The 14,415-nt window shown below is 40.0% G+C and carries 12 protein-coding genes; 2 read left to right on the top strand and 10 right to left on the bottom strand.

Annotated features, from left to right (window positions below):
• Nucleotides 1-20: 20 nt before the first annotated feature.
• From panC to mazG, 6 genes are all read right to left on the bottom strand, one after another.
• Nucleotides 21-869 (bottom strand): pantoate--beta-alanine ligase, encoded by an 849-nt coding sequence (gene panC / locus AOLE_RS16555; protein WP_013198929.1) that lies wholly within the window; start codon nucleotides 867-869, stop codon nucleotides 21-23.
• 3 nt (nucleotides 870-872) lie between these two features.
• Nucleotides 873-1,682 (bottom strand): 3-methyl-2-oxobutanoate hydroxymethyltransferase, encoded by an 810-nt coding sequence (gene panB / locus AOLE_RS16560; protein WP_004794557.1) that lies wholly within the window; start codon nucleotides 1,680-1,682, stop codon nucleotides 873-875.
• A gap of 46 nt (nucleotides 1,683-1,728) precedes the next feature.
• On the bottom strand, nucleotides 1,729-2,211 hold the full coding sequence (gene folK / locus AOLE_RS16565) for a 2-amino-4-hydroxy-6-hydroxymethyldihydropteridine diphosphokinase (protein WP_013198930.1): 483 nt from the start codon (nucleotides 2,209-2,211) through the stop codon (nucleotides 1,729-1,731).
• The gene (gene pcnB / locus AOLE_RS16570; RefSeq protein WP_013198931.1) at nucleotides 2,208-3,671 is read right to left on the bottom strand and encodes a polynucleotide adenylyltransferase PcnB; all 1,464 of its coding nucleotides are present in this window, start codon (nucleotides 3,669-3,671) and stop codon (nucleotides 2,208-2,210) included. Before pcnB ends, folK begins: the two co-directional genes overlap by 4 nt.
• Before the next feature lie 125 nt (nucleotides 3,672-3,796).
• Nucleotides 3,797-4,201 (bottom strand): ComEA family DNA-binding protein, encoded by a 405-nt coding sequence (locus AOLE_RS16575; RefSeq protein WP_013198932.1) that lies wholly within the window; start codon nucleotides 4,199-4,201, stop codon nucleotides 3,797-3,799.
• On the bottom strand, nucleotides 4,170-4,976 hold the full coding sequence (mazG, locus tag AOLE_RS16580) for a nucleoside triphosphate pyrophosphohydrolase (RefSeq protein ID WP_013198933.1): 807 nt from the start codon (nucleotides 4,974-4,976) through the stop codon (nucleotides 4,170-4,172). The genes AOLE_RS16575 and mazG overlap by 32 nt, the downstream gene beginning before the upstream one ends.
• Before the next feature lie 112 nt (nucleotides 4,977-5,088).
• On the opposite strand from mazG, the gene AOLE_RS16585 reads away from it, so the two are divergent.
• Nucleotides 5,089-5,862 carry an SDR family oxidoreductase gene (locus AOLE_RS16585; RefSeq protein ID WP_013198934.1) on the top strand — a complete coding sequence of 258 codons (774 nt, stop codon included), beginning with the start codon at nucleotides 5,089-5,091 and terminating at the stop codon, nucleotides 5,860-5,862.
• Nucleotides 5,863-5,909: 47 nt separating this feature from the next.
• Here AOLE_RS16585 and AOLE_RS16590 read toward each other — a convergent pair whose 3' ends face one another.
• Genes AOLE_RS16590 through cysM form a run of 4 tightly spaced genes read right to left on the bottom strand, consistent with a single transcriptional unit; the run spans nucleotide 5,910 to nucleotide 11,411 of the window.
• Nucleotides 5,910-8,216, bottom strand: a complete 2,307-nt coding sequence (locus tag AOLE_RS16590; protein ID WP_005302395.1) for a RelA/SpoT family protein — start codon at nucleotides 8,214-8,216, stop codon at nucleotides 5,910-5,912.
• A 30-nt stretch (nucleotides 8,217-8,246) separates the two neighbouring features.
• On the bottom strand, nucleotides 8,247-9,638 hold the full coding sequence (gene rlmD / locus AOLE_RS16595) for a 23S rRNA (uracil(1939)-C(5))-methyltransferase RlmD (protein ID WP_013198935.1): 1,392 nt from the start codon (nucleotides 9,636-9,638) through the stop codon (nucleotides 8,247-8,249).
• A 9-nt stretch (nucleotides 9,639-9,647) separates the two neighbouring features.
• A complete protein-coding gene (locus tag AOLE_RS16600) occupies nucleotides 9,648-10,466 on the bottom strand; it encodes a 3'-5' exonuclease (RefSeq protein WP_013198936.1) in 819 nt (272 codons plus the stop codon).
• A 12-nt stretch (nucleotides 10,467-10,478) separates the two neighbouring features.
• Nucleotides 10,479-11,411, bottom strand: a complete 933-nt coding sequence (gene cysM / locus AOLE_RS16605) for a cysteine synthase CysM (protein WP_013198937.1) — start codon at nucleotides 11,409-11,411, stop codon at nucleotides 10,479-10,481.
• A gap of 172 nt (nucleotides 11,412-11,583) precedes the next feature.
• Here cysM and AOLE_RS16610 point away from each other — a divergent pair, with 172 nt between their 5' ends.
• On the top strand, nucleotides 11,584-14,391 hold the full coding sequence (locus tag AOLE_RS16610; protein WP_013198938.1) for a GacS-like sensor histidine kinase: 2,808 nt from the start codon (nucleotides 11,584-11,586) through the stop codon (nucleotides 14,389-14,391).
• Nucleotides 14,392-14,415: the final 24 nt, after the last annotated feature.

Consider the following 14,415-nt stretch of genomic DNA (forward strand, 5'->3'; position numbering starts at 1 on the left):
TGGCTGTCCTTTGATCTCTTTTATTGGGGTGTAAAGGCAACTTCTAAATTGTCAATCAAACGAGTTGCACCTAGTTTTGCCGCGACAAACAACACAATATCACGATCAAATTGAGCAGCAGGTAACAGATTTGTCTGACGAGCTTCGACATAATCAACAACAAAGCCATTATCTGTCAACTGAGTTTTGATATCTTCTACAACTTGTTGCAAATCTTTGCCTTGATGTAACTGTTGCTCAGCCTGCTTCAAACTTTGATAAATAACCGGAGCGATCTCACGGTGCTCAGCGCTTAAATAACCATTTCTTGAGCTAAGCGCCAAACCATCTGCTGCACGAACAATTGGCACGCCAATCACTTCTAAAGGAATATTTAAATCTTGTACAAACTGACGAATAACGGCTAACTGTTGGTAATCTTTTTGTCCAAAGAAAGCATAATTCGGTTGCACAATATTAAAGAGCTTAGTTACAACCAAAGCGACACCATCAAAGTGCCCTGGACGCGAACTACCACATAAAGCATCTGTAATCTGGCTGACACTGATGTTGGTTAAACGCGGTTGTGTACCGTACATTTGCTCAACTGATGGCGCAAAAATAATGTCACAGCCAACATCAGCAAGTAGGCGACTATCTTGCTCTAAAGTACGAGGATAGCTGTCAAAATCTTCGCCTGGACCAAATTGAGTCGGATTTACGAAGATGCTTACAACCACAACATCACATAGCTTTTTCGCTTCACGAACAAGTGTGAGATGCCCTTCATGTAGATTTCCCATTGTTGGGACAAAACCAATAATTTTACGTGCAGCTCTAGCAGGATTTAAAGAAGCTGCAAGACCTTGTATGGTGGTTTCTGTTTTCATGAATTACAGCTCAACGTGAAAAGTATGTTCTTTGGCAGGGAAAGACTGATCCTGCACAGCAGCATGAAAAGCTTTAAAAGCATCTAAAATTGCAGTTTCACCTGATTGCTCTTTCATAAAGTTACGTACAAAACGCGCAACTCGACCAAAAGTTAAGCCCAACATATCTTGTACAACCAATACTTGACCATCAGTTGCATTACCTGCGCCAATACCAATTACAGGCGTATTTGGGAATAATTCAGCAATTTCTTGACCCAATTGAGCAGGAACACATTCAAGCAATAATACCGCCGCACCCGCCTCAACCACTGCTGTACAATCAGCAATAAGCTGATCTGCTGCTTCACGTGTTCTAGCTTGTAATTTATAGCCACCGAATACATGTACAGATTGAGGTGTTAAGCCTAAATGTACACAAACAGGTACACCATTACGGGTTAAAACCTGCACGATTTCACTTAACCATGCACCGCCTTCGATTTTCACCATTTGAGCGCCAGCTTGCATGACTGTTCTTGCATTTTGCAAAGCATCATTCAAGGTTGCATAACTCATAAATGGCAAGTCAGTCATAATCAAGGCATGTTGATTACCACGGCGTACTGCTGCCGTATGATAAGCCATATCTTCAACGGTTACTGGCAAAGTTGAATCTCGCCCTTGAATTGCCATTCCAAGAGAATCACCAATTAAGATTGTATCAATTTCAGCAAGTTCCATTGCTTTTGCCATGCTTGCATCGTAACAAGTTAGACAAGAGAACTTACGTCCTTCGGCTTTAAATTTTCTTAAGTCACTTAGACTAATCATGATGATATCCTCTACAGGAGTTTGCAGAACATAATGAATCGAGAGCTTAAGCCCAAGACTCATCCGCAAGTACAGTCAGCGTTGGCTGCTGTATCAGTTCTAAATTTTTAAGTGGCTGATCATTAATCTGTAAATCAGCATCTAAATCTAATAAAGGAATCACAACGAAATCTCGTTGTAAAATTCCTATGTGCGGCACAGTTAAGCGCTCATTGTGAATTTTTTCATTGCCATAAATAAGCAAATCCAGATCTAAGGTTCGCTCACCCCAACGACGAAGCCGTACACGACCAGCTTCTTGCTCAAAACGTTGTAAATGATCCAGCAAATCTAAAGGCGCAAGATCGGTATTTAATTCTGCAACTGCATTTAAATAATTTGGCTGATCTTGAGGTCCCATAGGCGGACTTTGATAAAGTCTAGAGACTTTAACCATTCCTAACGTCTTAAGCTTAGCAATGGCTTCAGATAAAATTTGACGTGAATCGCCTAAATTACTTCCTAAACCAATATAAGTGGTTATTGTCATTGCGTTGGCCCAAAGACGACTTGGCTTAAATCACGTTGTACCCGCTTACGTTTTAAAATTGGATGATCGCCTATCACGCCTGCTTCAGAAGTAGTCGCTTTTTCAACAAATCGGCCAACTGCCTGATCTTGTCTAGTACGTTCTTTTTTCCCACGGCGAGTGCGTGGTTCCGGAATATCAACCAAAGGTTCAATTTCCGTGTCAACTTTATTATTTTCAATAGGTTCAGCAACAGCTTTACGACGGTTTCTAGCTTTCTGACGATTATATTGACTAATCGCAGCTTCTTTTTCGTCATTTGACATTTCTTGGTAGGCTTCCCACCAGCTTCCCATTCCTTGTGTTGTGTCATCACCAGACTTTTCACGAAGTAACAAGAAGTCAAAACCTGCACGGAAACGAGCATGTCCAGCCAATGCTTCTATTTGCTGTGGTTTTGGATTAAGCAAACGGGTCTGCATTTCCCAAACTTCACGAATAAAAGTTTCTGCAAAGCGAGGAATAACTGTTCGTGTTGCTTGGCGTTTTAAGACATCTAAACCAGCCTGCGCACGGGCTTCAGCCGGCACAATACCTTTAGATAAATAAAACTCACAACGCTCTAAAAATGGTTGCCACAATAACACTGCATAGAAAAATGCTGGGTTAATTGTTTTCCCAACCTGAATACGTTGATCTGTATTTTTTGCCGCTCTTAAAATAAATGGAGTGAGGTTAGGCTGAATATCTGCAAAGAGTTGCTTCCAGACACCAAACTCAATCAACATTGGCAAAACACGCGCCAAATGCCCCATTGTGAACAGCTTCTGAGATTCATCATATAAACGATGCGGAGAGACATCACGCAGTAATTGCGTCATTTCAGCATCAAAGATATCGAGAATATTTGAATCAATTTTGAAATTTAACTTGGCTGCAAAACGTAGAGTTCGCAGCATACGCACGGGGTCTTCTTCGAAGCGCTGTGCCGGGTCGCCCAATAAACGTAGAGTTTTATTTTTTACATCATCAATTGCTTTGCAGAAATCGAGCACAATACTCTTACGCGGTTGGTAATATAGCGTATTGATTGAAAAATCACGTCGAGCAAAGTCTTGTTCGATAGTACCCCAATTATTGTCACGTAAAATCATGCCTGAGGCACTAGTGACTGCTTTTTTAGGAGGGGCACGGAATGTAGCAACTTCAATAAGCTCACGCCCTGAATAGACATGTGCTAATTCAAATCGACGACCAATGATTCGGCAACGTCTGCCAAAAACTTCTTTAATTTGAGAAGGTGTCGCATTGGTCACTGCATCGAAATCTTTAGGATTAAACCCTAGCATTAAATCACGGACACCACCCCCAACAATATAAGCTTCATAGCCAGCTTTAGTCAGGCTATCGATCACATCTAAAATCGAAGAAGGAAGTTGGGCTGTGGACAAACCACATTTTGACGCTCGCAAGGTTTGCAAAAGACGCTGTCTCCTACGTCAGGACGTAAATAACAAGTTGTCGCTAATCATAGCTCTAACGCACACAAAGGGCAATTTGATTCTCTGTAGTTTGCGCATGAAATGACAATTGACAAACAGATGATTTATAAAGTCAAACGCGCTTTATTCTTTTCAAAAATGGCTGGACCAATGCCCTTTACGTTTTTAAATTCATCAATATTTTTAAAGCCACCATTCTTTTGACGGTATTCTACAATCGCTTGAGCCTTTTTCTCACCAATACCTTTTAGCTTTTGAAGCTCATCAATATTGGCTTGATTCAAGTGAACTTGTCCCGAAGAGTCAGTCATGGCTGAGCTTTTTGGAACGCTAGAATGCGAGGCGCGTTGCATGCTCAACTTCTGATCATACATCTGCTGTTTAGCCTTCCACTCCTTAAAATTTTGATCAAAAGATTGAGCCTGAACAAAGCTTGAAGAAATCAGGCTCCAAAATAAAATAATAAAAATATAAGACTTACTCTTCCAAAGATTCATGCTGAGATGCATGTGTTTTTTCCCCTAATCTTAACTGCCGCTTTGCCTGATTCCACAATTCATCCATTTCAGACAAAGTCATGTCTTCTAATGTTCTTTGCTGTTTTCGTGCTTGATCTTCAATAAAAGCAAAACGACTTCTAAATTTATGTATTGTTGATAAAAGTGAGGTTTCACTTGAAATCGCAAGTTTACGTCCTACATTGACTAATGAAAACAGGCAATCTCCAAATTCATCTTGAATTTCATCAATATTTTGATTTTTTAGTGCCTGTTTGAACTCGTCTAGCTCTTCTTCTAGTTTTTCATAAGCATCTTCTACAGTTTCAAAGTCGAACCCAACTTTTGCTACATTTTCTTGAATTTCTTGTGCCTGCAATAGGGCTGGTCCATGTTTAATTTCGTCCAACCTTGATTGCGGCTTGCCTTGTTTTTCTTGCTGTTTAATTTGTTTCCAAAGCTCACTTACTTGCTCGGGCGTTAAGTTATTAAATTGATCTGCCTGAAAAACATGTGGATGGCGGCGAATTAACTTTTCACTTATTGCCTCAACCACATCTTGAAAGTTAAAAGCACCTTGCTCACTAAACATTTGTGATTGAAACACGACTTGTAATAACAAATCGCCTAGCTCATTTCTGATTTCATCGATATTCCCCTGACGAACAGCAGCCTCGACTTCATATGCTTCTTCAATCGCATATTTAGTCAGTGACATTGGGGTTTGTTCTTGATCCCACGGACATTTTTCTCGTAACTCTTGCATGATTTTAAGCAATTTATCCATGGTAACCCTCAAGTTTAAAAAGTCGGTCAGTAAAACTAAGATTTTAATTTGTTATGATCAAAATCAAAGCGATTAAATCAGTCGCACTATTGTACTGACAAAGAGAAAAAAGATGAGATACAGTATTCTGATTAGTGGTGCCGCTCAAGGTATTGGGGCTGAAATTGCACGTGTATTCTACAAACAAGGATATAAAGTAGGCATTTATGATATTAATGAATCGCTTGCTCAAAAATTGGCAAACGACTTAGGGCCAAATGCCTGTGCCGGCTATCTAGATGTAAGTGATTACGACCAATGGCAACACATATTAAAAGAATTTACTGAATGGGCTGGCGAACTCAACATCTTAGTAAATAATGCCGGTATTTTATATTCTGGCGCATTTGAAACAACTGATATTAAAGCACACCAAAGAACAATAAATATTAATGTAAACGGTGTCATCAATGGCTGTCATGCTGCCCTACCTTATTTGAAGCAAGCTTCTTTTGCACGTGTTATCAATCTATCTTCAGCTTCTGCAATTTACGGGCAAGCTGACCTTATTTCTTACTCAGCCAGTAAATTTGCTGTTCGCGGAATTACTGAAGGTTTAGATGTGGAATGGAAAAAATATGGTATTCGCGTTTTAGATGTGATGCCGCTGTTTGTGCAAACTGCAATGGTTAACAATATGGATGTAGGCACTATTCAAAATATGGGGATAGATTTAACTCCAAATGATATTGCTCAGCAGGTGCTTGCGCTTGTAGAGAAAAAAGCTCATTTCTGGACACCTACTCACACTCCAGTTGGCATAAAAACCAAACTGCTTTACCAACTCTCGACTTTAAGCCCTCAGTTTCTAAATCGACTTACTAACATTTATTTATCCAGAAAGTAACGCATAGTAAAAAGGCTGTCATTTGACAGCCTTTTTACTCAATTTATTTAAACACCTTGAATCATGCGTCGCGCACTAATGATTCCAGGCTGTTGCTCTAAGCGAGCCAATAAGCGAGAAAGCTGTGCTAAACCCTTAACCTCAATTAACAACTTCATATTGGCAATACCATCTGCTTCAGAAATTGTATTGACCTGACGAATATTGATTTGGTCAGAGAAAATCACTTGAGTTAAGTCTTTAAGCAAACCACGACGATCATACGCTTCCACCACAATTTGAACGCTTTGACCACGTGTTGGTTGCATTTCCCAATCGGCTTCAACAGCACGCTCTGGTTCTTGCTTAATCATACGTTGGTAGTCTGAACAAATGACTTTGTGGATGCTAACACCACGGTTCAAAGTAATATATCCAGCGATTGACTCACCATGTACGGGCTGACAGCACTGCGCGATGTGCAGCTCTACATTGTCTAAACCATCAATTAAGATTCCATGAGCCGATAACGTATGGCTAGCACGTGGATTTAATGCTGGTTTAAGCACTAGTTCAGGTTCATCCTGATCTAGATGCATTTGACGGTTCACCTGATTAATCAAGGCATGTAAGCTAATATCACCGCTTACTAGACTCACTAAAATGTCATCACCCGTTTTCACGTTAAAATGTGATGAGTAATCATTTAGGTCGATACTTTTTGGGTGAATCGCTAGACGAGCTAACTCTTTATTAAGAAGTTCACGGCCAACTTCAAGATTTTTACTACGATCTTGCTGTCTAAACCAATGACGCAACTTGTCACGGGCACGAGAGGTTTTAATATAACCTAAAGAATTGACCAACCAATCTCGGTTTGGATCACGATCTTTTTTAGTTAAAATCTCAACCTGCTCACCAGTTTTTAAAGTATAGGTCAGTGGCACATAGCGCTGGTTAACTCGCGCTGCATAACACTTGTTGCCTACTTCCGTATGGACATGGTAAGCAAAATCTAAAACTGTTGAGCCACGTGGCAATTCCTTAATATCACCATCACGACTAAAAACGTAAATCTTCTCAAAGCCTTCAAAGTCTTGTAACTGTTCAAAGCCTTCTGTTTCATCTTCGTTTTGATGCACCGTCGTTTCATTACGCTCTTGATAGTGCTCTAAAACAGCACGTAATGAATGCAAACGATGATTAAAGGAATGGTCGGTATTCTTTGAACCTTCTTTATAGTTAAAGTGCGAACATACGCCTAATTCTGCTTCGTCATGCATCTCATGAGTACGAATTTGTACTTCAAGCGATTTATTCTCGGCAATTACAGCAGTATGCAAAGAGCGATAACCATTTGCTTTCGGGTTGGTAATATAGTCATCAAACTGATGCGGAATGTGACGCCAGATTTGATGAACAATACCCAAAGAGTGGTAACACTCAGGAACGCTATTGACCAATACACGCAAGGCACGAATATCATAAAGCTGATCAAAACTCAGGTTTTTGCTTTTCATTTTTCGATAAATCGAATAAATGTGCTTTGCTCGACCTGTGATTTCTGACTCGATTCCGTAAGACGCTAACTCATTTTTTAGACGATCAATCACGAACTGAATATAATGCTCACGCTCTAAACGTTTTTCATTGAGTAATGACGCAATTTCTTTATAACGATCTGGAGCTAAATAGCGAAAAGCGAGATCTTCAAGTTCCCACTTAAGCTGAGCAATACCGAGTCGATGCGCCAATGGCGAATAAATAGTAAGAATTTCACGTGCTACACGTTCTTGACGTTCACGAGATGAATTTGCTAGTTCTCGTAAAGAATAGGTACGTTCAGCAAGTTTAATTAAAACAACTCGAACATCTTCGGTAACCGAAATCAGCATTTTATAAATGCCACTTAAATGTTCTCGTTGATTATTATTAAAATGATCTTCTAACCGTTTATTTTTCTCAATGAGTTCCGAGAGCTTACCCATTGCCAAAGTACCTTTGACAAGGTTATAGACCTGCTCCCCAAATTTCTGTTTTACTTCTTCTATATCAGTAATGTCTTCACGCACACTACGATAAAGCATTGCTGCCGATAGAGTATCTTCATCTACATGGAGATGCGCCAGAATGTCAGCCATTCCAACGCCTGTAGCGAAAGTATTTGAACGATGATTAACCGTTGAGTCCAACTCTTTTTGCAGGGTTAAATGAGCAACCTGCTCAAGCTGTTCAAGCTTCGCCCCATCTAATATTTCACGCACCCGATCCAACCATGAGGCTAAACCGATTTGCGTTTCGGCGGCATGCTCTACAGTCGTTTCCTCGGACAACTCAGTTAGTTGTTCAGGTAACTGTTCACGTACTGTGACCATACCATTCTCCTCAATATGTAACTCATGTTTTTAATCGTTTATCTCTTGAATTTTTTCAAATAGTGCAATGGATTCAACATGTTCTGTGTGCGTAAACATGTCCATCACAGCTGCTTTTTTTAACTGGTAACCATATTGGACCAAAACACCCGCATCCCTTGCCAGTGTAGCTGGATTACATGATACATAAACGATTCTTTTTGCTCCAAAATTTGATACATACTGCATAATTTCATATGCACCAGCACGAGGAGGATCAATCAATAATGCATCAAATCCTTGATTTGCCCAAGAATGATGCGAAAAATCTTTTGTTAAATCTTGTGAAAAGAAGGTTGCTTGCACCAAACTATTGCATTTTGCATTAGCTGTTGCCCGCTGCACCATTTCTTCACTCCCTTCCACACCGACAACCTGACCACTCTCACCAACACATCGTGCTAACGGGAGTGAGAAATTGCCTAAACCGCAAAATAGATCAAGTACCTTTTCACCTGGTTGCAATTGAAGCAATTCACATGCCAATTGAACCATTTGTTCATTTACTGTGGCATTGACCTGAGTAAAATCCAATGGCGAAAAAGCAAAATTTACATTAAACCGCTCTAAGGCATAGTGTAAACGTAAAGCACCTTTTTCATCATCAATACGATGAATACTTTCAGGCCCCTTAGGCTGTAAATACAACTGCCACCATTTGTCTAACGCAAATTGCTTTAATTGGTTGACATCAGAATTGTTTAATTTTTCTACATGACGAACCAATAAAGAAATTTCATGATCACCTTTTGCTAATTCTACATGACCTATATGCGCTTTGCCTTTTAGACTTTGGAGTAAAATACGCAGCTCAGGCAAACTATCTGATAGTTTTTTATCCAAAACACTACAAGTGTGGATAGAAGTTAGCCGATTACTATGATGTTCACGAAACCCCATAATTAAGCGATCTGGCTTTGGCAGATAGCGCACCCCTATTCGAGCACGACGACGATAATCTGTTTGTAAAGATCGAATTGGCTCAAGCCACTGTTCAGGTTGAATGCCTGCAAAATGTTGTAAATGCGATTGGAGCACACTTTGCTTTAAACGGATTTGTTCATCAGGATGGATATGCTGCATGCTACAGCCACCGCAAATACCATAATGAGGACAAATTGCATCTATGCGATGAGTTGAAGGTCCTCCTAACAACTGCACCATCTCAGCTTCTTCAAGACGCTTTGCTTGATGGGTAATCTGAGCCTTTACAGTTTCTCCAGGCAATGCATAACGAATAAAAACTTTCTTGCCATGCTTATCTGCTGGATGATCAGGATGAGAACCATAATGCGCAATTCCCCGCCCCTCATGAGAAAGTGTTTCAACTTGAAAAATATATTCAGGTTGTTGAGGCTTGCGAGATTTGGCTTGTTGTTTCAAAGGATGAACCTAAAAATCTGAAGGATTAAAATAGTGAGAGGTAAACTCAGTATGCTTGGAAGTACGTTTCCATACTTCAAGAAAATCAGACTGCTGCGGCATGGTCTGTAAATATTCAATACTCGAACTAATCCAGTGGTTATGTTCATCTACGCTCAACTGGCCTTTTAGTACGAGCCAACGCAAATAAATAAACCATGTATTGAGTACATCCCCTTCACAATAGCTAGTCAATTCTAACCACTGTTGATTACGAACATATTCAGGCACATGATAACCCGATTCACCGCGTTTACCCGGCAAACCTAAAATACAGGCAATATCATCAAGCTTTTGAAAATTACGCCCATTAAACATTGCCATCACGTCCATTAAATCAATGTGGCGATGGTGATAACGGTTTTGGTAATTATTAAAACGCTTCTGGCTATCAATCTCACCTTGATCAAACAAGCCCGGAGCAGAAAGCCCATGATACATCGCGCGAAATAGAATGACGGGTAAATCAAATTGTGAGCCGTTCCAACTCACTAAAGTCGGATGACGCTTATCAAAAATTGACAAGAACTTTTGCAAAATCTCAGCTTCAGAATATTGTTCACGACTAAAAGAAAACAATCTGAAACCAGACTCATCAATCCATAGACCAGAAATACAAACAATTTCATGCAAAGGTAAGCGCTGAAAATCCATGCCTGATTCTTGACGACGGAGTTTAGTCAATGCTTGCTCTACATCAGCCTCTGGTAAATCAAGATGATATAAATGCGCTCCCGCTTTTAAATCAGTTAAAGTTTCAATATCAAAAACTAAGGTAGGGAAACGCATTATTTCTCTCAATTATGAGTTATCGTCCTGTACTGAAAACAATCCTGTAGACAAGTAGCGGTCGCCACGGTCACAGATAATGCAAACAATAACAGCATCTGGATTTTCTTCTGCAATTTTGATAGATGCCCATACCGCACCGCCTGAAGATGTACCCGCACTAATGCCTTCCATCCGCGCTAATTTACGCATGGTTTTTTCAGCATCAATTTGTGGAATATCAATGGTACGATCCACACGGCTACTATCAAAAATAGTAGGTAAATATTCTTTCGGCCAACGGCGAATACCAGCAATGCTTGAACCATCTGCTGGTTGTAAACCAATAATTTGAATATCTGGGTTTTGTTCTTTTAAATATTTAGAAACACCCATGATGGTACCAGTCGTACCCATTGAGCTTACAAAATGGGTGATTTTCCCACCTGTTTGTTTCCAAATTTCAGGACCAGTTGTTAAGTAATGAGCTTCAACATTGTCAGGATTACCAAACTGATTAAAAACGTGCCCCTTACCTTCTTTTTCCATTTGCAAGGCTAAATCACGTGCACCTTCCATACCTTGCTGCGGCGTTACTTCAATCAGCTCTGCGCCATAAGCCAGCATCGCATCTTTACGCTCCTGACTCATGTTGTTCGGCATAATAAGTTTCATTTTATAGCCACGCATTGCAGCAACCATTGCCAAAGCAATACCTGTGTTCCCACTGGTTGCCTCAATCAAGGTGTCGCCTGGCTTAATTTGACCACGTTTTTCTGCCTGCATAATCATGTTATATGCAGGACGGTCTTTTACAGAACCTGCCGGATTATTACCTTCTAATTTTGCTAAAACCGTCGCTTGCGTATGAGAAGCTAATCGCTGCAAACGAACTAGAGGTGTCTTACCTACATAGTGATCTAACAAAAATTCGTCGGCTAAAAAGTCAGGTTGTGTATTACTCATGATCAATACCTATATCGAGGTGCGCCTATTGTATGAAAAAATGCTCGCTACTGCACCCATTTCAATATGCTTTTTCATGAAAGCGATTAAAGCTCGGTCATTTATAAAATGCCGTCTGTTTTAAAATAAAGCGTGATAAGATGCCGTACAGAGAGATAAATCTGATGTAGCCATGTCTAATTTCAATAAAACCTTATCGAAACGCTTACGTCTGAATCATGCATATGGGCAATTGATTGCTCTAATTTTTGTGCCGATTATGATTTTAACAGGGGTCGGTGCTTTTCTGGTTTTAACTGAAACGTCACATTCGGTAAAACAACAACAGCTACATCACGCCTCAGCAATTTTAGCTCGCTACAATCAAATTGCGAAAGATCTATATACGCTAGTCGAACTAGAGCCCGATGAATACGATCATGCCCAGCACATCATGCAAAGCATGTTTAGCGAAAAAAATCTTAAACGCGCGGTATTAATTGATAACAATGGACAGACTTATTTAAGTATTGGTTATCGTGATAATCGTTATTGGCCGAGCTTTCCTAGTAATAATAGTTTTTTCGGTCCAATCTCTTATAACCACAACAATATTTATGGACTGCAAATTAGCAATAAAGCAGGAAAAGCCCCAGTTTGGTTAATGATTGAAATGGATAACCAGCCTCTAGAGTTGGCACGTTATCGCATTATGATTGCCCTCGTCATTACTGGATTAATGACCCTATTATTACTTTTACTGTGCTTGAATTTTTACTCTCGTCGTTGGATTGCGCCGATGTATGAAATTCGCATGCAGTTACAACGCCTAAATGCCGATACTTTAGATCAGCACCTAGTTATTAACAGTACTGGGGAGCTACGCTTATTACAGCGTGATATTGCAAATGTTGTTAAGCGATTACACTTTAGCTTTTTAGAATTAAAAGAACACACTGAACAAACAGAAGAAGACTTACGCAGAACACTAGATACCTTAGAAGTCCAGAACATTACCTATCGTCAAGCACGTGACCAAGCGATTTCATCAAACCAAGCGAAGTCAGTTTTCTTGGCAAATATTAGTCATGAGCTTCGAACACCTCTAAACAGTATTGATGGCTTTATTCATTTATTGCTTCGTCAACAAAATTTAAATAATGAGCAAAATCTTTATTTACAAACCATTCGCAAGTCATCTGCCCATTTATTGGCATTAATTAACGATGTATTAGATTTCTCGAAAATTGATGCGGGTAAGTTAGAACTTGAAACAGCACCTTTTGATTTAGAAGAAGCAATTTTTGATGTCATGGATATGCTATCTCCATTGGCTGCTCAAAAACATATCGCCATGGCTTTTTACTATGCGGATAACATTCCACAAGAAGTGATTGGCGATGCTTTACGCTTCAAGCAAATCTTGACCAACTTGATTTCTAATGCGATCAAGTTCACTCCTGATGGGGAAATTATTGTTCGTGTTCGTATGGAACATGATGATATTGGGCAATGTCTGCTTCATTTCAGTGTTCAAGATAGTGGTATTGGTTTAAGTGGCACAGACCGTAAAAAATTATTTGAATCATTCTCGCAAGGCGATGCCTCAGTTACACGTCAATTTGGTGGTACAGGTTTAGGTTTAGCTATTTCTAAACAGCTTGTTCATCTCATGCATGGTCAAATTGGTTTTGAAGATAACCAAGAACGTGCTCCAACAGAAAAAGGTTCAACCTTCTGGTTTACCGCACAATTTGTGATAGATGAAGATTACGAAATCGAACACCCGCACTTTGAGCATTTACAAGTGGTGTCTTATCTTGCGCACCCTGCTACAGCAAGTGTTTTACGTTACTACCTTGAAAACTACCATGTTCCTCATATCGAAACCCAATCGATTCTGGACTTGTTTAGCCGCTTAAAACATCTTGATCAGAAAGATAATACATGGCTCATTGTTGACCATAGCGGCGATACTGAAGCGTTATTAAAAGAAATCCGTAGCCGTTATCAAGGCAATTTAGCCGTCTATGGCTATCAAATGACGCTTGAGCCAAACATGCTCAATGAATACCGCGCTCGTCCTCTCTATCAACCATTAAGTCGAAGCGGACTCATTCAATTATTAAATGACCAACCTATTTTTGAAGAGGAACAACAAGACTTTAATGGTCAGGGTCTACACATTCTGGCAGTGGATGACCACCTCCCCAACTTAATTGTTTTAGAGGCCTTACTCGGTGAACTCAACGTTAAAACAACTAAAGCTCTCAGTGGCCAAGAAGCTCTCAACCTGATCCAAGAGCGAATTGACCAAAAACTTAAACCATTTGATTTAGTGTTTATGGACATTCAAATGCCTGTCATGTCAGGCATTGATACCACTCGTGCTATTCGTTCTTTAGAGTCGACACTAGACGGAGAAATGCAACTTCCAATTATTGCGCTCACCGCCCACGCACTTGCCGATGAAAAGCAAAAACTCCTTAAAGTAGGCATGAATGACTATGTCACCAAGCCAATTCAAATGGAGCAAATCATTCAGATCTTAACGCAATGGACTAAAAACAACTTTACAGCAAAAGCCTTAGATAAAGACCATCATGTAGTCGCAGAAGCTTTAGATCCACAAATTTTAAACTGGCAACAAAGTTTGCAGCTTGCAGCAAATAAAGAAGACTTAGCGCAAGATCTACTTAAAATGTTAGTTGATAGTTTTCCAACTGAGCTTGATGAAATGCAACAGCTCATTGAGCTTGAAGACTTCCCTCAACTTGAGCATGTTTTACATCGCCTCTATGGTGCTACTCGCTATGTAGGCGCCCCGAAACTACAACAAGTGACTGGTGACTTTGAGCAGTTTATTTCAACGCTACGTAAAGAACGCCGTATAGCAGATGAAGGCTTCATTGAAGAAGTGATGCAGCGCTTTGATGAACTCGGTCTTGTCGTTAAAGAGGTAGAAAGTGCAGCCCATCAAATCTTGGTGATTCCTGACTAACATCTCTATCAAAGAGGCATGACT

This window comes from Acinetobacter oleivorans DR1 (genome assembly GCF_000196795.1).
Classification (GTDB): domain Bacteria; phylum Pseudomonadota; class Gammaproteobacteria; order Pseudomonadales; family Moraxellaceae; genus Acinetobacter; species Acinetobacter oleivorans.